The sequence below is a fragment of the Enterococcus sp. genome (assembly GCF_032555305.1).
Lineage (GTDB): Bacteria > Bacillota > Bacilli > Lactobacillales > Enterococcaceae > Enterococcus_A.
In genome coordinates this window covers 93,586-117,462 of sequence record NZ_JAWGOQ010000003.1, presented here as the reverse complement: position 1 = coordinate 117,462, position 23,877 = coordinate 93,586, and the positions used below count along the sequence as shown (strand labels likewise).

Sequence of the window (23,877 nt, the reverse complement as noted above, 5' to 3'; positions counted from 1 at the left end):
AGGTAGGAAGTCGGCTCCTAATTGAAGATAAAGGAGATAAGATGATGTATCATGCAAGGTTTAATGGGACACATTACGAAATAGGAAAAAAATGGGGAGAGCTGTTAAGAAAAAATGATAAACAATTGCTTAACAATATTCCTTTCGCAATTACCAAAGAGATGGAGGAGTTTGCTCAACAATGTTTACCACACTATCAAAAATTCTTTCCGGAGATCACAGAAGAAATCAATGGCATCGCAGACGGGCAGCAAATTAAATCGGATCCGTTATATGCCATTCTTTTTTCAATGTATTCGCTAGTCCGGATAACGAATTGCTCGAGCTTTGTAATCAAAAATAATCAGACTTTTTTGCTTGGACGCAACAGTGATTTTTTAACAGAGATTGAAAAGCTATATATGAACTGCTTATACACATTTAAAGAGTCTGAATCCTATAGTTTTTCTGGGAATACGACGGCATTTGTAGAAATGGAAGATGGAGTCAATCAAGCGGGACTTGCTGTTGCTCTGACATCAGTTTTTCCAGACTCGCTTAAGCCAGGACTAAATGTCGGGATGATCCTGCGCATGCTGCTGGAGAAATGTCAAACAGTAGAGGAAGCTCTTGATTTGTTGGAGGATATTCCTCGCTGCTCTTCTGGGACACTAGTAATGGCAGATTTTTCAGGAAACGCTACTCTGGTTGAATTCACAAATGATAAGTTGGTTCATTCTTCGTTGGAAGAACAGGGCTATCTCTGTGCGACGAATAGTTTCCATTTGCCAGCGCTGCTTTCGAAAAAAATAACTGTGGCTGATGATTGGTTTGCAGAAGAACGTTATCAGACGTTAGATCAACATTTGGCTGGCAACTACTCTAAGATGGGGCTAGATGAGTCAAAACAGCTATTGGGCGGTAAGTATGGTTTTCTGTGTCAATACGATCGTAAAACAGGAAAGGATACTGTTTGGTCCGCGATTTATGACATGAACAACAAGCAGGTCTATCGCTGCGAAGGTAATCCTGCTAGAAAAAATTTTAAAGAAGACACACGTTTCAGTTTCTAGAAAAATAAAATGGCAGAAGCAGTCACAAAAATAATTCATAGCTTGTGACTGCTCTTTTGATAAAATGAGTTGAATCCTGTTTACACAAAATTAGTAAGAAAAATCAGTATTCTCAGAAAAATAATTTTGCAGAGAAACACAAAAAATATGAACTTGTGATACAATAACGTGTGGAAATAGAAGTCAATGATTATTGGAAAACTAGTTGCATCTTAAAATAACGATTGGAATCATAAAAACATCTTTTGTGTTTCTGTTTTTTAAACCAGAAATTAAGTACTGCGTTTTGATAAGATAGCTTCCTAATAACACGCTCCAAGGAGGAATTACATATATGACTATTCAATGGTTCCCCGGCCATATGGCCAAAGCGAGACGCGAGGTCTCTGAAAAATTAAAATTTGTTGATATTGTGTTTGAATTGATTGATGCTCGGTTACCACTATCCTCTCGTAATCCGATGCTGGATCAAATTGTGCAGCAAAAACCGCGTCTGGTTTTATTGAACAAATCGGACTTAGCTGATCCCAATCAAACAAATATGTGGGTCAATTATTTTCGCGAACAAGGGCATCATGTATTGGCTTTGACCGCGAAGGATGATAAGAGCGTGAAGCAGATCGTTCCGGCAAGTAAAAAAGTATTAGTGGATAAGATTGCTCGTGATAAAGAAAGAGGATTAAAAACTCGTGCGATTCGTGCGATGGTTCTAGGGATTCCTAATGTTGGGAAATCCACTCTGCTTAATCATTTAGCAGGAAAAAAAATTGCTAGCACAGGCAATCGTCCTGGAGTTACAAAAGGTCAGCAATGGCTGCGCTTTGGTTCGCAGCTGGAATTATTGGATACGCCAGGAATATTGTGGCCAAAATTTGAAGATCCAGCAGTCGGGAAAAAGTTAGCACTAACGGGAGCAATTAAGGATGATCTTCTGCATCTGGATGATCTAGCTCTCTATCTGCTGGAGGTATTTTGTCGTTTTTATCCTGAGCAATTAAAAGAACGTTACAAATTGTCTGAAGACGATTTATTTATGGAGTTACCTGAGTTATTGATGCTTATTTCTAATAAACGTGGCTTCAAAGATGATTATGAACGGGCAAGTGAGATGCTGATCCTTGAATTGCGCCAAGGCAAATTGGGACGGTTCACATTGGATCGTTTTGAGGAGTTGAGCGAGTAATGGAAAAACAATCAATCAGTGCAATCAAAGCAGAGTTAATGACAATCTCTTCTGTAGATGATCCCCGTTTAGTAGAGCTTCGCCAAGATTCTCGTAAAGGCGTCCAGTTGGCTATAGCACAATGGCAAAAACAACAAGATAAACAAGTAGCATTAGCGGAAAAATATCAAGAGATGTCTGTTTTTGAAAATGAAAAAAAGGCGTTGGGGTTCAAAGCGATTTGCGGTATCGATGAAGTTGGTCGTGGTCCACTGGCAGGTCCAGTGGTTGCTGCTGCAGTTATTTTGAATGAGGAACATGCGATCTTAGGATTGAATGATTCAAAGCAGCTTTCCGCTAACAAACGCGAAGAACTAGTGACGGAGATTAAAAAAAATGCTCGCGCTATCGGTATCGGAGAGGCAACGGCAGAAGAGATTGACCAAATGAATATTTATCAAGCGACTAAAGTGGCAATGCAACGGGCGATCGATCAATTAGAAATTGCGCCCGATTGTCTGTTGATTGATGCAATGGTATTAGACAATGGATTACCACAGGAGAAAATTATCAAAGGGGATGCTCGATCCGTGTCGATTGCCGCCGCGAGTATCATTGCCAAAGTATATCGAGATGAATGGATGGCGAAATACGGGGAGAACTATCCAGCCTATGGGTTTGCTAAAAACGCGGGTTATGGCACAAAAGAACATTTACAGGCTATTGATGAGCAAGGAATCTTACCAATTCATCGCAAAACTTTTGCGCCAATTAAAAATAAATAAAAAATAAGATCCTTCTTTTTTCTGTATCTTTTGATAAAGACTGAAAAGAGGGATTTTTTTGAAGAGTAAATTTCTTTTACGTTTAAGTTTAACTAAAGGGATCGGTGCATTTGGCAAGCAGCGAATTTATCAATTTGCTAAAAGACATCAATGGTGGGATTTTGACAGTTTAGAAGTTCGATTATTAGCACAATCTACCAAACAGAATGATTGGAATGATTGGACCGAAGATCGAATACAAGAAATTGAACAAACGCATCAATATATCACGATCGAGGATGAGGCTTATCCAGAAATATTACGTCATGTTCCAACACCACCGTTAGTATTGTTTTATAAGGGGAATCTGGAACTGTTAAAACGCAACATGCTAGCGGTTGTAGGCGCACGCGATGCAACAAAGTATGGATATCATGTTTTGCAGGAATTGATGCCAGATATTACGAAGCGAGGATTTGTAATCGTCAGCGGCTTAGCAAAAGGTATTGATAGCTTTGCTCATCAATTTGCAATCAGTAACCAAGGAAAAACGATCGGTGTGGTTGGAACTGGGTTAGATATTTGTTATCCTAAAACTAGTGGTAATTTACAAATTGAGATGAGCCAACATCATTTAGTTTTAAGCGAATATCCAAATGGTACGACTCCTGCGAAATTTCACTTTCCAATGCGCAATCGGATTATCGCAGGATTAAGCAGTGGTGTGTTAGTAGTAGAAGCAAAAAGGCGTAGTGGCTCATTAATTACTGCTCAACAAGCTTTGGACTATGGGAAAGACGTTTTTGCAGTTCCTGGATCGATCTTAGATGGGCGGTCAAGCGGCTGTCATCAGTTGATTCAAGACGGTGCAATCTGTGTAGAAAAAACACAAGATATCTTTGATTCTTATGATTTATGGAAGGAAATTCATTAGACCTGACTTGACAAACAAAATTTGAATAGCGTATTATAGGCTACGATTTGTCAGTAGTTACCGATATATAATAGTAGAAAAAATTGAGGAGGCAAAAACATTTGGCCTATAAATACCTAGTTATCGTGGAATCACCAGCAAAAGCAAAGACAATTGAAAAATATTTGGGAAGAAATTATAAAGTAGTCGCAAGTGTTGGACACGTGCGAGACTTGCCAAAAAGTAAGATGGGGATCGATGTTGAAAACAATTATGAACCCCATTATATCTCGATTCGCGGAAAAGGCGATGTCATCAAAAGCTTGAAGCAAGCGGCTAAAAAAGCGCAAAAAGTCTATCTCGCAAGTGACCCGGATAGAGAAGGGGAAGCCATCGCTTGGCACCTCGCTTATTTATTAGGATTAGATTTAAAGGATAAGAACCGCGTCGTCTTTAACGAAATTACGAAAGACGCTGTCAAAGCGGCCTTTAAAGAACCACGTTCAATCGATGTTTCGTTAGTAGATGCGCAACAAGCACGTCGCGCATTGGATCGCCTTGTTGGTTATTCCATTTCACCGATTTTATGGAAAAAAATTAAAAAGGGTTTAAGTGCCGGTCGGGTTCAATCAATCGCTCTAAAAATGATCATTGATCGCGAACAAGAAATTCGTGACTTTGTGCCAGAAGAATACTGGAGCATTGATGGAAACTTCAAAAAGAAAACCAAGAAATTCAAAGCCAACTTCTGGGGTGTTGACGGCAAAAAGAAAAAATTGCCCGATGCTGAAGCAGTCAAAGAAATCACATCAAGAATTGATGGCAAGGATTATGAAGTAACTAAGGTTGAGAAAAAGGAACGGAAACGTAATCCGGCATTGCCATTTACTACAAGTAATATGCAACAGGAATCTGCGCGTAAGTTGAATTTCCGTACAAGAAAAACCATGATGGTTGCGCAACAATTGTACGAAGGGATCGCTCTTGGCAAACAGGGAACAGTCGGTCTGATCACCTATATGCGTACAGACTCTACCCGGATTTCGGATACAGCAAAAACCGAGGCAGCAGAATTTATTGAAAAAACATACGGCAAGGAATATTCACAACATCATGCTCGTAAAGCGAAAAATCCGCAGGGAGCACAGGATGCTCATGAGGCTATTCGTCCAACCAGTGTGCAACGGACACCGGATGAAATGAAGCAATATTTAGACAAGGATCAATTAAAGCTTTATACCTTGATCTGGTCACGTTTTGTTGCTAGTCAAATGACTGCGGCGATTCTTGATACAATGAAAGTGACACTTGAACAAAATGGTGTGATCTTTATCGCCAATGGATCGAAAATCAAGTTTAAAGGGTTTATGCAAGTCTATATTGAAGGCCGCGACGATGGGAAAGAAGACAAAGAGAACATTTTGCCTGAGCTTGAAAAGGGTGAAATCGTGCAATCTGTCAATATTGAACCGAAACAACACTTTACTCAGCCGCCAGCTCGTTTTAGTGAAGCAACCTTGATCAAAACGCTAGAAGAAAATGGGGTAGGTCGACCTTCAACTTATGCTCCAACTTTAGATACGATCCAACGTCGTTATTATGTGAAATTAACGCAACGTCGTTTTGAACCAACCGAACTTGGAGAAATTGTCAATACCTTGATCGTTGATTTCTTCCCGCAAATCGTTGATGTCAACTTTACGGCTGAGATGGAAAATGATTTAGATAAGGTTGAAGAAGGCAAGGAAGAATGGACGACGGTTGTTGATCGTTTCTACAAACCTTTCGCAGTTGAATTGGAAAAAGCCGAAGAAGGCATTGAAAAGATTCAAATTAAAGATGAGCCAGCAGGATTCGATTGTGATGTTTGTGGACATCCAATGGTGATCAAATTGGGTCGTTATGGAAAATTCTATGCATGTAGTAATTTTCCAGATTGCCGCAATACCAAGCCAATTATCAAAGAAATTGGCGTAGAATGTCCAGTTTGTCATAAAGGGCAAGTTGTTGAACGGAAATCCAAAAAGAATCGTTTGTTCTATGGCTGCTCACGTTATCCAGATTGTGACTTTACTTCTTGGGATAAACCAATCGGTCGTACATGTCCGAAAGATGGCGGTTATTTAGTTGAGAAGAAAGTCAAAGGCGGTAAGCAAGTCGTCTGTGTCAACGGAGATTACGAAGAAGCTGTACAAAAATAACGTTTATAAGTGAGGAATAGATGGTAAAAACAGTGAATGTTATCGGGGCGGGTCTTGCCGGAAGTGAGGCTGCTTGGCAACTGGCAGAGGCAGGCGTCCCTGTAAATTTATACGAGATGCGTCCAGTGAAATCAACACCAGCACATCATACAGCGGATTTTGCGGAGCTTGTCTGCAGCAACTCTTTACGAGGAAATAATTTGACGAATGCGGTCGGCGTTCTGAAGGAAGAGATGCGCTGCTTGAATTCTTTAGTCATCGCCTCTGCGGATGAAACGGCTGTTCCTGCAGGCGGTGCACTTGCAGTGGACCGGAATAATTTTTCTGCGCGAATTACTGAGAAACTGAAAGCTCATCCAATGGTAAAAGTTATTTCAGAAGAAATCACCAAGATTCCTGAGGGGATCACCATTATTGCGACTGGTCCTTTAACTTCGGAAGCTCTGGCGGAGCAAATCGCGGATTATAATGGCTCACATGGGTTTTACTTTTATGATGCAGCAGCGCCGATCATAGATAGTTCGACGATTGATCGTGAAAAAGTGTATTTGAAATCGCGTTATGACAAAGGTGAAGCCGCGTATTTGAATTGTCCAATGACCGAAGAAGAATTCATGCGCTTTTATGAAGCCCTGATCACAGCCGAGGTTGCTCCACAAAAGGAATTTGAGAAGGAAAAATTCTTTGAAGGCTGTATGCCGATTGAGGTTATGGCTAAACGCGGAATTAAAACGATGTTGTTTGGACCTATGAAACCTGTCGGATTGGAAGATCCTAAGACGGGTAAACGCCCATATGCGGTGATTCAGTTGCGTCAAGATAACGCTGCTGCATCAATGTACAACATTGTTGGTTTTCAAACCCATTTGAAATGGGGCGAACAAAAGCGTGTATTTCAGATGATTCCTGGTTTGGAAAATGCGGAATTCTTGCGCTATGGAGTTATGCATCGCAACAGTTTTATAAATTCGCCAGAACTCTTGCGCTCTACGTATCAGAGTAAGAAACGTGATGATCTATTCTTTGCTGGTCAAATGACTGGTGTAGAAGGCTACGTGGAAAGTGCGGGCAGCGGATTAGTTGCTGGCCTGAATGCGGCTCGATTAGCTAAAGACGAAGAACTGATTGAATTTCCTCGTGAAACGGCGATTGGCTCGATGGCATATTACATCACTCATGCTGAAGGCAAACATTTTCAACCGATGAATGCAAATTTCGGGTTATTTCCAAGTTTGCCGGAACGCATCCGTGACAAAAAATTACGCTATGAAACATTGGCTGAACGTGCGTTAAATGCTTTGACAGAGATAAATATCTAGAAAAATTTCCGTTGCTTCGGCAGCGGAGATTTTTTATTTAGACAAAATAAATCGGATTCATGTCCGTTTTGACAGCAATTGTGAATTATCTGTAAATAATTGTTAGTATATTCGTGAAAAATCAATAAATTCTGACAATTCAATTGTAATTAAAAAGCTCTTATGCTACATTTATGCTATGTTTGTGAGGTGAGAGAAAGTTTGGAAAATGACGCAGCGATGCAAGAGTTCATCGGTTATTTAATGACCGAGCGAGGCTACTCAGAAAAAACCAAGGAAGCCTACCAGCGAGATCTAAATGACTTTTGTCAATTTTTGGAAAATTCAGGCGAATCTTCGTTGTTAGCAGTGGATCATTTAGATGTACGTGTCTACTTGGCCTTTCTCAATGATCAAAAATATAGCCGCAATACGATCAGTCGAAAGATTGCGAGTTTGCGATCCTTTTATCAATACCTTTTAAAGCATGAGAAAATCAAAGAGAATCCTTTTTCTTATGTTCATCTCAAAAAAAAACAGGCCCGTTTACCACGTTTTTTTTATGAAAAAGAAATCGAAGTCCTTTTCGATAGTGTTGATGGAACGGAGCCATTGGACCAGCGAAATCGTGCGTTGTTAGAGGTTCTTTACGGATCAGGTCTTCGGGTGAGTGAATGTGCCAATCTCCAGTTATCTGTCATTGATTTTGATAATAGTGTGATGCTGATCCACGGAAAAGGGAATAAAGATCGTTATGTGCCGTTGGGTTCTTATGCAGCGGATGCGATTCAAGAATTTGTTCAATGCGGTCGCAAGCAGCTGATGGATCATTTCGGTAAAGAGCATGACTATCTTTTCATTAATCACCGGGGGGAACAAATCACGCCAACTGGGATCGAGTATGTGTTGAATCAAATCATCAAGAAAAGCAGTTTGACTAGTGATATCCATCCCCATATGCTGAGGCATACATTTGCTACGCATTTATTGAACAACGGTGCCGATTTGCGTACGGTACAGGAGTTACTTGGACACGCGAATTTGTCAACGACCCAGATTTATACTCATGTTACAAAAGAAAGCTTACAAAAAAGTTATCGCTCGTTTCATCCTAGAGCTTAGAAGTTTAACAAAAAAGGAGAGATTAAGATGTCAGAATCACAATTTCATTCAACTACGATCTGTGCGATCGAAAAAGACGGAAAATTAGCGATGGCCGGTGATGGTCAAGTCACAATGGGTGAACAAGTCATCATGAAAGGAACAGCGCGAAAAGTCCGTCGTATCTACAATGGCAAAGTTGTTGTCGGTTTTGCTGGCAGCGTAGCTGATGCCTTTACTTTAGAAGAAAAATTTGAAGGCAAGCTGAATGAATACAATGGAAATCTACAAAGAGCAGCGGTTGAGCTGGCACAAGAATGGCGCACACAGCAGGCTATGAAAAACCTTGAAGCCTTATTAATCGTCATGAATGACGAAGAAATGTTGTTAGTTTCTGGAAATGGCGAGGTAATTGCACCTGATGACGGTATATTAGCAATTGGTTCTGGAGGAAATTATGCATTAGCTGCAGCTAGAGCGATGAAGAAACATAATTCTGATATGAGCGCGAAAGAAATGGCCGAGAGCGCGCTGAATATTGCTGCTGATATCTGTGTCTTTACGAATCATAATATTATTGTTGAAGAAATGTAGAGGGAGGATTTCAACATGACTGAAGTTAATAAAACACCTAAAGAAATAGTGAATGAATTAGATCAATATATCATTGGACAAGATGATGCAAAACGTTCTGTAGCAATTGCCTTACGAAATCGTTATCGCCGAATGCAATTAGAAGAAACGATGCAGCAGGAAGTGACACCGAAGAACATTTTGATGATTGGACCAACTGGTGTCGGAAAAACTGAAATCGCTCGTCGTTTAGCGCGTATTGTTAAAGCACCTTTCGTTAAAGTCGAAGCGACTAAGTTCACAGAGGTAGGGTATGTCGGTCGTGATGTAGAATCTATGGTACGTGATTTAGTAGAAAATGCGATCACGATTGTTGAAAAAGAACAGTACTCAAAAGTTTATTCACAAGCATTAAAACGCGCGAATAAACGTTTAGTAAAGATCCTGGTTCCAGGAATCAAGAAAGAGCAGAAGCAAAGTAACAATCCTTATGAACAAATGATGAATATCTTTAACCAATCACAAACTGAGCAAAAAGAAGAAGTCACAGAAGATATCAAAGTCAATCGTCAAACGGTACTTGATCAGTTGGAAAAGGGATTGTTAGATCAACGAGAAGTGAGCATTGAAATAACTGAACCTAAAAAAGCGATGCCGATGAATAATGGTTTAGAACAAATGGGGATTGATCTATCTGACACTTTGGGCGCATTGACTCCTGAGAAAAAGGTTCAGCGTACAGTAACTGTCAAAGAAGCACAGGAACTGTTAGTTAAAGAGGAACAAGCTAAATTAGTTAATGAAGGCGACATTTACACAGCGGCCATTAAATTAGCAGAAAGCTCTGGTATTATCTTCATCGATGAAATCGATAAGATCACCTCAAAATCGCAACAGAATTCTGGAGAAGTCTCTCGTGAAGGTGTCCAACGAGATATTCTTCCGATCGTTGAAGGCTCTCAAGTCAACACAAAATATGGGGCAATTCAAACGGATCACATTCTATTTATCGCTAGTGGGGCTTTCAGCTTGTCGAAACCAAGTGACTTGATCCCTGAATTGCAAGGTCGTTTTCCTATTCGGGTTGAATTAAACGATCTTTCAGCAGAGGATTTTGTCAAAATCCTAACTGAACCAAACAATGCCTTGATTAAACAATATATTGCCTTAGTTGGTACTGAAAATGTTAGAATCATTTTCACCCAAGAGGCTATTGAACGAATCGCACAGATTGCTTTTGATGTGAATCGGGAGACAGATAATATCGGAGCTCGTCGTTTACACACAATATTGGAAAAATTGTTGGAAGATCTTTTATTTGAAGCACCAGATATGCAAATGGGAGAGATTAAGATAACAGAAGCGTATGTGGATGAAAAACTTGCTTCAATTGCACAAAATAAAGATTTAAGTCGGTTTATTCTTTAAAAAATGGAGGGGAAAAAGTGGAAACTTTATTAGAAAAAACACGTCAGATTAATAAGCTGATGCAGCAAAAGAATGCATTCGAACCAGCTGCAGAATTGCCTTACAACAATATGGCGCGGATTTTAGGGGATATCCTAGGCTCCTTGACCTATATCATCGGAGCTGAGGGTGAATTGTTGGGACTTAATGAGAAGATTGATATCAACACTGAGCGCGTTCGTTCATTTTTGGTTGATCGTCAGTTTCCGGATAGTTATGTATCAGAAATGAAAGAAGTCTTTAAAACCGAAGCCAATATTCCGGTGGCCAATGATTTGACTGCATTTCCGACTGAGCGTGCTGAACTTTATCCGAATGGATTGACGACGGTTATTCCGATTTTCGGGTCAGGTGAACGCTTAGGAACGATCATTTTAGCTCGCACAGAAGGAGCATTTAATGATGATGATCTTGTTTTAGCCGAATATGGTGCAACTGTTATCGGAATGGAAGTACTCTATCAGCAGTTTTTGAATGTAGAGGAAAAGATTCGTAGTCAAACAGCAGTTCAAATGGCGATTAGTACTCTTTCTTACAGTGAGCTAAAAGCGGTCAAAGCGATTTTTGATGCTTTAGAAGGTGATGAAGGTCGCTTAACGGCTTCAAATATCGCGGATAAGATCGGAATCACTCGCTCAGTGATTGTTAATGCTCTGCGCAAACTAGAGTCTGCAGGGATCATTGAATCTCGGTCTTTAGGTATGAAAGGAACCTACTTAAAAGTTTTGAATCCGTTGTTCAAAGATGAACTGGTACGTCATAAATAAAGCGACCAGTCCAGCTTTATTAGTCCAATAATTACATCAGGGGAATAAGGAGTGGGATAGTTATGTCAGTAACGATTAGTAATGATTTTTTGGAAGCGACGATCAATGAAAAAGGAGCAGAACTTGCTAGCTTGCGTGCTAATGACATCGAATATATGTGGCAAGCAGATCCAGAATATTGGAATCGACACGCACCGTTCTTGTTTCCATTTGTCGGTCGCTTAAAAGATAATCAGTATACGTATAAAGGTAAGACATATCCGATGGGACAACATGGTTTTGCACGTGACAAAGAGTTCAAAGTTGTTGAACAAGCAAAAGATCAGGTAACCTTTTTACTTGAGAGTGATGCAGAGACAAAAAAAGTCTATCCTTTTGATTTTGCTCTAACAATCAATTACGAAATCTGGGGCGAAGGGATTCGGATACGCTTCAATGTCGAAAATACCGGAAGTGAAGAAATGATCTTTGCTCTGGGAGGGCATCCAGCTTTCAACATTCCATTAACGGATGATTTGAGTTTCGATGATTATTTCATTGCATTCTCGCCACAAAAATCCCGTGTGAAGATTCCTCTAGAGGGGCCATATACCAATCTAGATCAGAAAACAATCGGACAAACGAATACAAATATCCAATTAAGTCATGAGCTTTTTAAAGAGGATGCATTGATTTACGAAACTCGCGGGTTAAATGCTTACACACTTGGTAGTGAAGAATCACCCCATAGTGTCACCCTGGCTTACAATAATATTCCGTACGTTGGATTATGGTCACCTTATCCTGCTGAAGCACCTTTTGTTTGTATCGAACCCTGGTGGGGGTTTGCTGATACCGTTGACAGTAACGGTCGCCTTGAGGACAAAGAAGGGATGAATCGCTTAGCCGCGAAAGAGAACTTCAAAACGGAATTTTCGATTACAGTTAGTTAAAAACAAAAAAATAAAGCGAACATTCTTGAATCTTTTCAAAGATTACAAGAATGTTCGTTTTTTAATCAAAGGGCACATGCCAACTATTATCATTGTGAGCCGCAAAGCACAGTTTAATTTGTTCCTGATTAACTTTTTCCTCAGCTAGCGGTGGCAACTGTTCTAAATCAAACCAACCGATCTGAATTGTTTCGATGTTTTCTGTGAAGCTTCCACCAAGTAACTGGCATTCCACAAAGACTTTGCAGACACTATAAGCATAGCGTGGAGGATTGTGTTTGTTACGATCTTGAATCGCGATAACTCTTAATGGTTTAACGGTCAAGCCTGTTTCTTCCAGTGTTTCTTTGACCGCATTTTCTTTGATCGACTGATCAAAATCAACCCAGCCGCCGGGTAATGACCAAAGTTCATTCTTCTCTTGGACCAGCAAAATCTTATTTTCTTTAAACACTGCCGCTCGTGTATCCAATTTTGGTGTAGGGTAACCAACCTCTTCAGCAAAAAGCTTTCGCAATTGTGGAATTGGGATGGGAGATTGGACGGCGAGCATTTCAGTGGCAATAGAACGGATTCGATCAAATCGTTCTTTATCAAAAGGATCTTTAGTGTATGTGATTCCGGCTTGAGCAAGAGCCTGTAGTTCAATTGCCCAATCCAAAAGTTGTTCCTCCATCTATTTCTCCTTTTTGTTTAATCCGAAAGAAACTCTATTTTCTGTTCCGTCTTTAATGCGCTGAATATTTTCTCTATGACGATAAATGATATAGCAGGTCAACGCGAAACAAATGAATGTCAGCAGCAAGTTGTGTGTCGGTAAGATCAGCGGCCATATGTAAGGCAAAATAAATGACGAGAGAGTGACAAATATCGCAGAAGTAATACTCGCAGCGCTGACCATGCTGGTGATATAAAGTACGATCAAAAAGAAAACCAATGAAAAGAAAAAGAACAAGGGAGCAAATGCCAAGAGCATCCCAGCGCTAGTCGCGACTGCCTTTCCACCCTTAAAGCCTGCGAAAATGGGCAGGGTGTGTCCGATTACAGCGACTAACCCAAACCATAGCGGATTGATATCCAAATGGAAAATCGTAGGTAGTAAAGTGGCTAGGGAGCCTTTTAATAAATCCATTGCGAAGACTACGAAGCCTGCTGTTTTCCCCAGTACTCGAAACGTGTTCGTCGTTCCAGAACTATGGCTGCCAAACTCGCGTATGTCTTTCTTGAAAAAAAGTTTTCCAATCCAAATGCCGGAGGGAATAGAGCCTAAAAAATAAGCTAAGACTAAAAGTATGGCGGTTTTCATATGAATCCTCATTTCTTTGTTTGTAAGGCTATTTTAGCAGATTTCAAAAGAGTGAACAAATCCTAATCCCGTGATATACTGATTAACGTGAATAATTAAAAATTAAGTTGAGCGAGGGAATTCAAATGAGTTTTCAAAATCCTAGTCAAGAAAAAATTTTCCAGTATTTAAACGAAGCCAAAGTGATTGCAGTAGTAGGCCTGAGCGACAATCCTGAAAAAACCAGTTATCAAATCGCTGATGTACTAAAAGTTCATGGCTACAAATTATACGGTGTCAATCCGAAATTAGCCGGTCAAACAGTCAATGAGATTCCAGTTGTAGAAAATTTATCTGCTGTACCTGAAACGATCGATATCGTAGATGTTTTTAGACGAAGTGAATTTTTACCAGCCGTTGCTGAAGATTTTTTAAAAACGGATGCTAAAGTTTTTTGGGCACAGCTTGGTTTATTCAGCGCTGAAGCAGCAGAAATGTTGCGAGCTCAAGGTCGTAATGACATCGTGATGGACCGCTGTGTGAAGATCGAATTGAACAAAAAAGCTTAGTAAATTGGTTGATTTTCTTAAAAAAAAAGCTTAAAATGCCTTTTCAGCAACAGGAGAGGCTTTTTTTTTGAGCTTTTTTAGCGTATCATACAAATGATGTACTTTGGAAAAGAATGCCAGTTCAACTTTACCATTTCTTCTCTTTGCTTCAGTAGGATTGGAAGAATGGTATGTGTACGAGAATTTTTTGCATCAGACAAATTCGGACCCACTAGAGAGTTAGCTCAGTGAAAGTAGGTTAGCAACTTTGTTGAATGATATATGGCATTCGAATCAAACTAATTTTTCTGCAAAAATTGGTTTATTAAAACGAATAAGGATGTCAGTTCAACTTTTTTCAGGATATTTAATCTGAAAATTAACTAACAAGATTGACCAGATTAATGTTCAAGCATTTTAGTTGAATGATATACGACATTCGAATCAAACTAATTTTTCTTGAAAATTAATTCATTAAAACGAATAAGGAGCTGTAGGATTGGCTAAGATGAACAATGAATATAATGACGCTTCGATCCAGGTACTAGAAGGATTAGAGGCGGTTAGAAAACGGCCAGGAATGTATATTGGTTCGACTGATAGTCGCGGATTACATCATTTGGTTTATGAAATCGTCGACAATGCAGTCGATGAGGCATTGTCTGGCTTCGGAAATGAGATCGAAGTGACGCTTCATCCAGACAATAGTGTAGAAGTAAGCGATAAGGGCCGGGGGATGCCAGTCGGGATGCACGCTTCAGGAATTCCGACGGTTGAGGTCATCTTCACGATTCTTCATGCTGGTGGGAAATTCGGACAAGGGGGTTACAAGACCTCTGGTGGATTGCACGGTGTAGGCGCCAGTGTAGTTAACGCCCTTTCAGAATGGTTGAACGTGACGATTGTTCGCGATGGCGTTGAATATCGCGAAGAATTTAAGGACGGCGGAAAACCCCAAGGAACCTTGAAAAAAATCGGTAAGACCCGTAAATCAAATGGTACTACGGTCCATTTCTTACCGGATGCACAAATTTTTTCAACCTTGCATTTTTCATACGACACCTTATCTGAACGACTAAGAGAATCGGCCTTCTTACTGCGTGGTGTAAAAATTACTTTGACGGATCTACGTGGTGACGAAAGCGTATCTGAAGCTTTTCATTTTGAAGAGGGAATCAAAGAATTTGTTGAATATCTAAATGAAGATAAAGATACCTTGACACCTGTTGTTTACTTTTCAGGTGAGCGAGACGGAATTGAAGTTGAATTTTCATATCAATACAACGATGGCTACTCAGAAAATCTTCTTTCATTTGTTAATAATGTGCGAACCAAGGATGGCGGTACTCACGAGTCAGGCATGAAGACTTCTATGACTAAAGCCTTCAATGAGTATGCTCGTAAATCGGGCTTGCTGAAAGAAAAAGATAAAAATTTAGAAGGTTCGGATTTTCGTGAAGGACTATCTGCGGTACTATCTGTTCGGATTCCAGAGAACCTACTACAATTTGAAGGTCAAACAAAAGAAAAATTAGGGACTCCTGCTGCTCGTGGTGCGGTCGACAACGTTATCGGTGAACAGATGGGTTTCTATTTACAGGAAAACAGTGAGAACAGCCAAATGCTGGTTCGTAAAGCGATCAAAGCTCGTGAGGCTCGTGAAGCGGCTCGCAAAGCTCGTGAGGAAAGCCGTAACGGCAAGAAACGTAAAAAAGGTGAGTCTCTACTATCCGGGAAGTTGACTCCTGCACAATCTCGTAACGCGGCTAAAAATGAATTATTCCTAGTCGAAGGGGATTCCGCCGGTGGATCAGCGAAGCAAGGTCGCGATCGGAAGTTCCAAGCGATCCTCCCATTACGAGGAAAAGTTATCAATACCGAAAAAGCTAAAATGCAGGATATTCTAAAGAACGAAGAAATTAACACCATGATCTATACGATCGGTTCGGGTGTAGGTCCAGAGTTTTCAATCGAAGACTGCAATTACGACAAAGTTATCATCATGACCGATGCGGATACCGATGGCGCCCATATCCAAGTTTTGCTTTTGACATTCTTTTATCGTTATATGAAACCATTGATCGAAGCTGGGAAAGTTTACATTGCTTTACCTCCGTTGTACAAAGTTTCCAAAGGTGCCGGACGTAAGCAAGTAATCGAATACGCATGGACCGACGATGAATTACAAGAAGTTACAAGAAAAGTCGGTAAAGGTTATATGCTGCAACGTTACAAAGGGCTTGGGGAAATGAATGCGGAACAACTATGGGAAACGACAATGGATCCAGAATATCGGACATTGGTTCGCGTACGGATTGACGATGCCGCTCAAGCAGAACGTCGTGTCACAACTTTAATGGGGGACAAAGTAGAACCGAGACGTAAGTGGATCGAGAAGCATGTTCAATTTACCTTAGAAGAAGACGGCAGCTTGCTGGATAACAAAGAGGAAGTACAGGCAGTACCAGTAGCTGAACAACTAGAAGAAACAACTGACGATAAAGTAAAAATAATCAGTTTATTTGATGAGTAGGAGGTGGTCAAAGAATGGAATCTAATCATTCAATTCAAGAATTAACATTGGAAGAAGTAATGGGTGACCGTTTTGGCCGCTATTCAAAATATATTATTCAAGAGCGGGCCTTACCGGATATTCGTGACGGTTTAAAACCTGTACAACGTCGGATTTTGTATGCAATGAACAAAGATGGCAATACCTATGACAAAGGATTCCGAAAATCAGCGAAATCAGTCGGAAATATTATGGGTAACTACCATCCTCATGGCGATAGTTCGATCTATGAAGCGATGGTGCGCATGAGTCAAGATTGGAAACTACGACAAGTTCTGATCGAAATGCACGGCAATAACGGTTCGATGGATGGAGATCCACCAGCTGCGATGCGTTATACTGAAGCACGTTTATCTCAACTGAGCGGAGAAATGTTGAAAGATATCGAAAAAGATACGGTTGATTTAGTTTGGAACTTTGATGATACAGAAAAAGAACCGACCGTATTACCAGCTGCTTATCCTAATTTGCTGGTCAATGGTTCAACCGGGATTTCTGCCGGATACGCAACTGAGATTCCAACTCATAACTTGACCGAGGTCATTGACGGTGCGATCTATTTGATCGATCACCCAAATGCTAGTTTGGATAAAATCATGGAATATATCCCTGGTCCTGATTTCCCAACTGGAGGAATTCTACAGGGAAAAGCAGAGATTAAAAAAGCCTATGAAACTGGTAAGGGCAAAGTAATTCTTCGTTCGAAAACATCGATCGAACCGTTAAAAGGCGGCAAACAACAAATTGTCATTCATGAAATCCCTTATGAAGTCAATAAGGCTGTGTTAGTGAAGAAAATGGATGAGATCCGTTTGAGTAAAAAAATTGATGGAATTGCGGAAGTCCGTGATGAATCAGACCGTACCGGTTTGCAAGTAGTGGTTGAACTGAAAAAGGATGCAAATGCAGAAGGAATCTTGAATTACTTATTCAAGAATACTGATTTGCAGATCAACTATAACTTTAATATGGTTGCGATTGATAATATGACGCCGCAGCAAGTAGGCTTGAAACACATCTTGGAGAGCTATATTGTTCATCGTAAAGATGTAATCACAAAACGGAGTCAGTACGAACTGGCGAAGGCACAGAAACGTCAACACATTGTTGAAGGCCTTATTAAAGCTTTATCGATTTTAGATGAAGTCATTGCGACGATTCGTGGTAGTAAAGATAAAAAAGATGCAAAAAACAACTTAGTTGAACGCTTCGAATTTAGCGAAGAACAAGCTGAGGCAATTGTGACTTTGCAGTTATATCGTCTGACCAATACGGATATTACGCAATTAGAAAAGGAAGCCGAAGAGTTAGCTGCTGAAATTAAAGAACTGCTTTTAATTTTGGACAGCGAAAAAGAATTGCACAAAGTCATGAAGCAGGAGCTACGTCAAATCAAAAAAAATTATGGTAATGATCGCATGACTCAGATTGAAGATGAAATCACTGAGATCAAGATTGAAACAGAAGTACTGATCGCTCAAGAAGATGTCATTGTAACTTTAACAAAAGAAGGCTATCTGAAACGCAGCAGCTTGCGTTCTTATAATGCCTCGCGTCCTGATGAACATGGGATGAAAGATGGCGACTCGATTATCTTCATCGAAAAACTGAATACACTGGATCACTTATTGATCTTGACTAATCACGGGAATATGATTTATCGCCCTGTTCACGAAATCACTGAATTGAAATGGAAAGATGTTGGGGAACATATTTCGCAAACGATCACGAATCTCTCTATGAGTGAAGAGACCATTGCAGCATTCCCATATAAAGAAATCGACGCGAACAAGCTCTTCATCTTCATGAGCAGAGAAGGCATGATCAAACAGACCCGGATGACTGAATTTTCACCTTGGAGGACCTATCGCAGCCGTCCTACAACAGCAATGAAAATGAAAAATGATACTGACCAAATTGTTTCTGTCTATTTAACAGATGATGTTCGAAACGTGGATGTATTCATTGCGTCACATCGCGCCTTTGGTCTACGCTATCCTCTTGAAGAAGTACCAGTAGTCGGCTCAAAGGCAGCAGGGGTTAAGGCAATTAATCTAAAAGAAGGCGATTATGTGGTAGCTGGTGCATTAGTACCATCGGAAGGTGATTCGCCGATGCTGTTACTGAGTCAACGGGGTGCTGCTAAGCGTATGCTAGCCCAAGAATTACCGCAGCTAGGCCGTGCAAAACGTGGATTGATGATTTTCCGTGAGTTGAAGAAAAATCCTCATCGTTTAGTTTATATGACTACTCAAACAGAAGGAAAACTTGTTTTGACGACTAGCAAAGGAACCGAAAAGGAACTAGAGATTTCGAACGTTGCTATCAGTGATCGGATTTCGAATGGAACATTCGCAATTGATGAGAAACAAGAAGGAGAACTTTACTCCGTCGTTCAGCCGCAGGAATTAGTCGAAGATTAGAATCTGTACTACAAGAATATATAACAGCTGGACATCTGTTTTAAAACAGATGTCCGTTTTTTTTGTCACAAATTAGCCATTATTTCCAATTATTAGAAAAAATATTTAAGCTCGTTAATACGGATTAGTGCCTTTATATCAGGGGTTTAACCACAATCCTGAAAACTTTTTTCTTTCTAATCAATCTTTCACAAGGAAAGGCTTGCATAAAAGTTTTTATGTGTTATACTTTGTTCGTAAAGCTGTAGCAATAAAGTTTTTATATTCTAAGGAGGTCCTTTTGAAATGGGAACTGCAACAAACGAACTAGATAAGATGAACAACACAGAAAAGTCTGCTTGGGAAGGGTTTAACGGACGTTTATGGAGAAGCGAGATCAATGTTCGTGACTTCATCCAAACAAACTATACACCTTATGAAGGCGCTGCCGAATTTTTGGCTGAGCCAACTGAAGCAACTAACAAACTATGGGGCAAGTTACAAGAACTTCAAAAACAAGAACGTGAAAACGGCGGCGTATTAGACATGGAAGCAGATGTTGTCTCTGCGGCTAATGCTTACGGTGCTGGATATATCGACGAAAGCTTGAAAGACGAAGAAGCAATTGTTGGTATTCAAACTGACAAACCTCTGAAACGTGCATTCATGCCTTATGGTGGTATCCGCATGGCTGAAGAATCACTTGAAAGATATGGCTACACTCCAAATCCTAAATATACTGAAATCTTTAATGATTATCATAAAACACATAACCAAGCGGTCTTTGATGTTTACACACCAGAAATTCGTGCGGCTCGTCGTGCGAAGATCATTACTGGACTTCCTGATACTTATGGTCGTGGCCGTATTGTTGGTGACTACCGTCGTATTGCTTTATACGGTATTGATTTCTTAATGCAAGAAAAATTAAAAGATCACGCGAATTGCGGTCATGGTCAATTCACTGAAGAAGATATTCGTTTACGTGAAGAAATCAGCGATCAATACAAAGCGTTGAAACGTATCAAAGAGATGGCTGCTTCTTATGGATTCGATATCTCTCGCCCAGCAGAAGATGCTAAAGAGGCGGTTCAATGGACCTACTTTGGGTACTTAGCAGCGATCAAAGAACAAAATGGTGCGGCAATGTCTATCGGCCGTGTTTCTACTTTCTTGGATATCTACATTCAACGTGATATCGAAAAAGGCCTTCTAACAGAAGAAAAAGCCCAAGAATTGATCGACCACTTAGTAATGAAATTACGTATGGTTAAATTCGCACGTATCCCTTCATACAACGAACTATTCTCAGGTGATCCAGTTTGGGCAACCTTATCAATCGCTGGTATGGGTATGGATGGCCGTACTTTAGTAACTAAGAACGACTTCCGTTTCTTACACACATTGGAAAATATGGGCCCATCACCAGAACCAAACTTGACTGTTTTATATTCTTCTCGGTTACCAGAAGGGTTCAAAGACTATGCAGCAAAAATTTCTATCGATACTTCTTCGATTCAATATGAAAACGACGATGTTATGCGTCCAGTATGGTTAGATGATTATGCGATCTGCTGCTGTGTATCTGCGACACAAACAGGGAAAGAAATGCAATTCTTCGGTGCTCGTGCCAACTTGGCGAAAGCTTTGTTATACGCGATCAACGGCGGGGTTGATGAAAAATCTAAAGCACAAGTCGGACCTGATTTCCGTCCAATCGAATCAGACGATGCGCTTGATTTTGATGAAGTAATGGCTAAATATGATGAAGTGTTGGAATGGTTAGCTGGCATGTATGTAAATACATTGAATGCAATCCACTACATGCACGATAAATATTATTACGAAGCTGCTGAATTAGCGTTGATGGATACAGACTTGAAACGTACATTCGCGACTGGGATCGCTGGATTCTCACACGTTGTCGATTCATTAGCTGCAATCAAATATGCAAATGTTTTCCCAATTCGTGATGAAGACGGTATTGTGACTGACTTCAAGATCGATGGCGAATTCCCTAAATATGGTAATGATGACGCGCGTGCGGATGATTTAGCAGTTTGGGTATTGAAAACATTTATGGAAAAACTAGAACATTACCATACTTACCGTAATTCAGAACCAACAACGTCAATCTTAACGATTACTTCAAACGTTGTTTATGGTAAAGCAACTGGTACAATGCCAGACGGACGTAAAGCCGGCGAACCATTGGCTCCAGGTGCAAACCCATCTTACGGTGCAGAACAAAATGGTCTACTAGCTTCACTTAACTCATTGACAAAATTACCTTACGAATATGCATTAGATGGGATCTCAAATACCCAAAGTATTAATCCAGATGCATTAGGTCATGATGAAGATGAACGTATTGAAAACTTAACAAACGTTCTTGATGGTTACTTCGATCAAGGGGCTCATCACTTGAACGTGAATGTTTTCGGCAAAGAAAAATTAATCGATGCAATGGAACATCCAGAAAAAGAAGAATATGCAAACTTCACGATTCGTGTTTCTGGTTACGCTGTTAAATTCATCGATTTAACACGTGAACAACAAGAAGATGTAATCAGCCGTACATTCCACGCAAAAATGTAATTGCTGATTTCAATAATTGAATGTATAGTAAGGGCGGATGGACGGAAAGTCTATTCGCCTTACTTTTACGAGTTACTCTTCACATGTTTAATGCGTTAGAGGAATCGTATACGCTCGAAAATAAACTCATTTTTGTGGTTTTTAAAAATGAGTTCATTACCTAGAGATAGTTATCAGTCCTACTCTTTGCTTCAGCAAAGTTAGTAGGTTGGTATGCGTGATGAGGATCAAACTCGTTATAATGAATTGGCTTTAATTTCCTTAGCTCTTTCATATGAACTAGAGAAACGATAGAACAGTGAAAATTAACACTTTAAAAAATTACATATATTAGAGGGGGACTGTTTATGTCTACTGTGGCTGAACAACCTATTGTCGGAAATGTCCATTCAATCGAAAGTTTTGGATCTGTAGACGGACCTGGTGTACGTTTTATTGTATTTATGCAGGGATGTCGGATGCGATGTCAATTTTGCCATAATCCTGATACTTGGAAAATCAATGATCCGAAAGCCAAAAAGCGGACGGCGGATGACATTTTAAAAGAAGCATTGAACTATAAGAGTTATTGGGGCAAAAAAGGCGGTATTACCGTAAGTGGCGGTGAACCATTGTTGCAAATTGATTTCTTGATTGATCTGTTTAAAAAAGCCAAAGCAATGGGAATCAACACGACTTTAGATAGCTGCGGAAAACCCTTCACTTTTGAAGAGCCGTTCTTCTCTAAATTTGAAGAATTGATGCAATATACAGATTTGATTTTGTTTGATATCAAACAAATTGACAATCAGAAACATAAAGAATTGACCGGTCAAGGAAACGAAAACATTTTGGAAATGGCGAAATACCTTTCAGATATCAATAAACCTGTTTGGATTCGTCATGTATTAGTCCCGTTCAGAAGCGACTATGATGAATTTCTGATTCGATTGGATACGTTTATCAAAAGCTTGAACAACGTTGATAAAGTGGAAATTTTACCTTATCATACGATGGGCAAATATAAATGGGAAGAAATGGGAATGAAGTATCCTTTAGAAGGAATTGAACCACCTACAGATGATCGTGTGGAGAATGCAAAAAAATTGCTTCACACAGAAGATTACAAGGGCTATTTGAAACGCAAAAACTAAGATAAAAAAGATCAGGCAGACTTTTCTGCTTGATCTTTATTTGATTATGACTAAATCTGTCTGAAAAAAAGTGGCAGGTTGTTGCTCTTTTGCTTTTTTTTGATATGATAAAGAAGAACTTATTTAAAGGAGCGATTCAACTATGGGAAAAGTTTTAATTTTTGGACACCAAAATCCTGATACTGACGCAATCGGGGCAGCAATTGCTTTTGCGAACTTGCAAAAAGAATTAGGTGTCGATGCGGAAGCAGTAGCACTTGGAACACCAAATGAAGAAACACAATTTGCATTAGACCATTTCGGTTTGGCAGCTCCACGTGTGGTGGAAAAAATCGCCGCTGAAACAAATGATGTGATGTTAGTCGACCACAATGAATTTCAACAAAGCGTGGCAGATATCGAAGACTTAACTATTTTAGCGGTTGTCGATCATCACCGCATCGCAAATTTCCAAACGGCGAACCCACTATATTATCGTGCAGAACCAGTTGGTTGTACATCAACGATTGTGTTGAAGCTGTACAAAGAAAATAATATTGCAGTTCCAGCAAAAATTGCAGGGATGATGCTCTCAGCGATCGTTTCTGACACTTTACTATTTAAATCACCAACATGTACACAAGAGGATATTGATGCAGCGAATGAGCTAGCTGAAATCGCCAGTGTCGATTTAAACAGCTATGGGTTGGATCTGCTGAAAGCTGGAACAAACTTAGGAACTAAATCTGAAGCTGAATTATTAGATTTAGACGCGAAGTCATTCCCAATGGCTGACAAAACGGTCCGTATCGCACAAGTAAATACTGTTGATTTAGACGAAGTATTTACTCGCCAGGCAGCTTTGCGAGACGCTATGTTAGCTGAGAACGTGAAAAATGGCTACGATCTATTCTTACTGTTGGTAACGAACGTACTGGATTCTGATTCAGAATTGTTAGTAGCTGGTGAACCAAGAGAAATGGTGACAGAAGCCTTTAAAGTAAAACTTGAAAATGACCGAGCATTCTTACCAGGCGTTGTTTCTAGAAAAAAACAAATCGTTCCTCAATTAACGGAAGCCTTTGAAAAATAATTTAAGAAAAGTGGACTTTCAGAAGTCCACTTTTTTG

General features: G+C 39.9%; 19 protein-coding genes. 17 read left to right on the top strand and 2 right to left on the bottom strand.

The features are described from left to right. Positions 1–44 precede the first annotated feature (44 nt). The 11 genes from E6139_RS03525 to E6139_RS03475 all read left to right on the top strand — a co-directional run bounded on the left by E6139_RS03525 (position 45) and on the right by E6139_RS03475 (position 12,230). The gene (locus tag E6139_RS03525) at positions 45–1,052 is read left to right on the top strand and encodes a C45 family peptidase (RefSeq protein WP_316401676.1); all 1,008 of its coding nucleotides are present in this window, start codon (positions 45–47) and stop codon (positions 1,050–1,052) included. Positions 1,053–1,386: 334 nt separating this feature from the next. Next, a complete protein-coding gene (ylqF, locus tag E6139_RS03520; RefSeq protein WP_316401675.1) occupies positions 1,387–2,235 on the top strand; it encodes a ribosome biogenesis GTPase YlqF in 849 nt (282 codons plus the stop codon). Continuing rightward, positions 2,235–2,999 carry a ribonuclease HII gene (locus E6139_RS03515; RefSeq protein ID WP_316401674.1) on the top strand — a complete coding sequence of 255 codons (765 nt, stop codon included), beginning with the start codon at positions 2,235–2,237 and terminating at the stop codon, positions 2,997–2,999. Before ylqF ends, E6139_RS03515 begins: the two co-directional genes overlap by 1 nt. A gap of 58 nt (positions 3,000–3,057) precedes the next feature. After that, positions 3,058–3,912: a DNA-processing protein DprA gene (gene dprA / locus E6139_RS03510; protein WP_316401673.1), complete on the top strand. Its 855-nt coding sequence runs from the start codon at positions 3,058–3,060 to the stop codon at positions 3,910–3,912. 101 nt (positions 3,913–4,013) lie between these two features. Beyond that, a complete protein-coding gene (topA, locus tag E6139_RS03505) occupies positions 4,014–6,092 on the top strand; it encodes a type I DNA topoisomerase (protein ID WP_316401672.1) in 2,079 nt (692 codons plus the stop codon). Between the two features lie 20 nt (positions 6,093–6,112). Then, positions 6,113–7,411, top strand: coding sequence for an FADH(2)-oxidizing methylenetetrahydrofolate--tRNA-(uracil(54)-C(5))-methyltransferase TrmFO (trmFO, locus tag E6139_RS03500; RefSeq protein ID WP_316401671.1), 1,299 nt, complete (start codon positions 6,113–6,115; stop codon positions 7,409–7,411). Between the two features lie 201 nt (positions 7,412–7,612). Then, positions 7,613–8,512: a tyrosine recombinase XerC gene (xerC, locus tag E6139_RS03495; RefSeq protein WP_410470506.1), complete on the top strand. Its 900-nt coding sequence runs from the start codon at positions 7,613–7,615 to the stop codon at positions 8,510–8,512. A 27-nt stretch (positions 8,513–8,539) separates the two neighbouring features. Next, complete coding sequence (gene hslV / locus E6139_RS03490) at positions 8,540–9,085, top strand: ATP-dependent protease subunit HslV (RefSeq protein WP_316401670.1); 546 nt, start codon at positions 8,540–8,542, stop codon at positions 9,083–9,085. Positions 9,086–9,100: 15 nt separating this feature from the next. Continuing rightward, positions 9,101–10,492, top strand: coding sequence for an ATP-dependent protease ATPase subunit HslU (gene hslU / locus E6139_RS03485; protein WP_316401669.1), 1,392 nt, complete (start codon positions 9,101–9,103; stop codon positions 10,490–10,492). A gap of 17 nt (positions 10,493–10,509) precedes the next feature. Beyond that, positions 10,510–11,298, top strand: coding sequence for a GTP-sensing pleiotropic transcriptional regulator CodY (gene codY, locus E6139_RS03480; RefSeq protein WP_316401668.1), 789 nt, complete (start codon positions 10,510–10,512; stop codon positions 11,296–11,298). Positions 11,299–11,360: 62 nt separating this feature from the next. Continuing rightward, positions 11,361–12,230: an aldose 1-epimerase family protein gene (locus tag E6139_RS03475; RefSeq protein ID WP_316401667.1), complete on the top strand. Its 870-nt coding sequence runs from the start codon at positions 11,361–11,363 to the stop codon at positions 12,228–12,230. Positions 12,231–12,291: 61 nt separating this feature from the next. Here E6139_RS03475 and E6139_RS03470 read toward each other — a convergent pair whose 3' ends face one another. Both E6139_RS03470 and plsY read right to left on the bottom strand, forming a co-directional pair. Beyond that, entirely contained in the window at positions 12,292–12,906 is a 615-nt protein-coding gene (locus E6139_RS03470) for an NUDIX hydrolase (protein WP_316401666.1), read from the bottom strand. Then, complete coding sequence (gene plsY / locus E6139_RS03465) at positions 12,907–13,536, bottom strand: glycerol-3-phosphate 1-O-acyltransferase PlsY (RefSeq protein WP_316401665.1); 630 nt, start codon at positions 13,534–13,536, stop codon at positions 12,907–12,909. It abuts the gene before it with no gap. Between the two features lie 125 nt (positions 13,537–13,661). On the opposite strand from plsY, the gene E6139_RS03460 reads away from it, so the two are divergent. The 6 genes from E6139_RS03460 to E6139_RS03435 all read left to right on the top strand — a co-directional run bounded on the left by E6139_RS03460 (position 13,662) and on the right by E6139_RS03435 (position 23,840). Next, positions 13,662–14,084, top strand: coding sequence for a CoA-binding protein (locus E6139_RS03460; RefSeq protein WP_316401664.1), 423 nt, complete (start codon positions 13,662–13,664; stop codon positions 14,082–14,084). A gap of 487 nt (positions 14,085–14,571) precedes the next feature. Beyond that, complete coding sequence (gene parE, locus E6139_RS03455) at positions 14,572–16,596, top strand: DNA topoisomerase IV subunit B (protein ID WP_316401825.1); 2,025 nt, start codon at positions 14,572–14,574, stop codon at positions 16,594–16,596. Positions 16,597–16,610: 14 nt separating this feature from the next. Then, positions 16,611–19,058, top strand: a complete 2,448-nt coding sequence (gene parC / locus E6139_RS03450) for a DNA topoisomerase IV subunit A (RefSeq protein WP_316401663.1) — start codon at positions 16,611–16,613, stop codon at positions 19,056–19,058. A gap of 285 nt (positions 19,059–19,343) precedes the next feature. After that, complete coding sequence (gene pflB, locus E6139_RS03445) at positions 19,344–21,635, top strand: formate C-acetyltransferase (RefSeq protein WP_316401662.1); 2,292 nt, start codon at positions 19,344–19,346, stop codon at positions 21,633–21,635. 347 nt (positions 21,636–21,982) lie between these two features. Next, on the top strand, positions 21,983–22,768 hold the full coding sequence (pflA, locus tag E6139_RS03440) for a pyruvate formate-lyase-activating protein (RefSeq protein ID WP_316401661.1): 786 nt from the start codon (positions 21,983–21,985) through the stop codon (positions 22,766–22,768). 142 nt (positions 22,769–22,910) lie between these two features. Beyond that, a complete protein-coding gene (locus E6139_RS03435; protein WP_316401660.1) occupies positions 22,911–23,840 on the top strand; it encodes a manganese-dependent inorganic pyrophosphatase in 930 nt (309 codons plus the stop codon). The last annotated feature ends 37 nt before the right edge of the window (positions 23,841–23,877 follow it).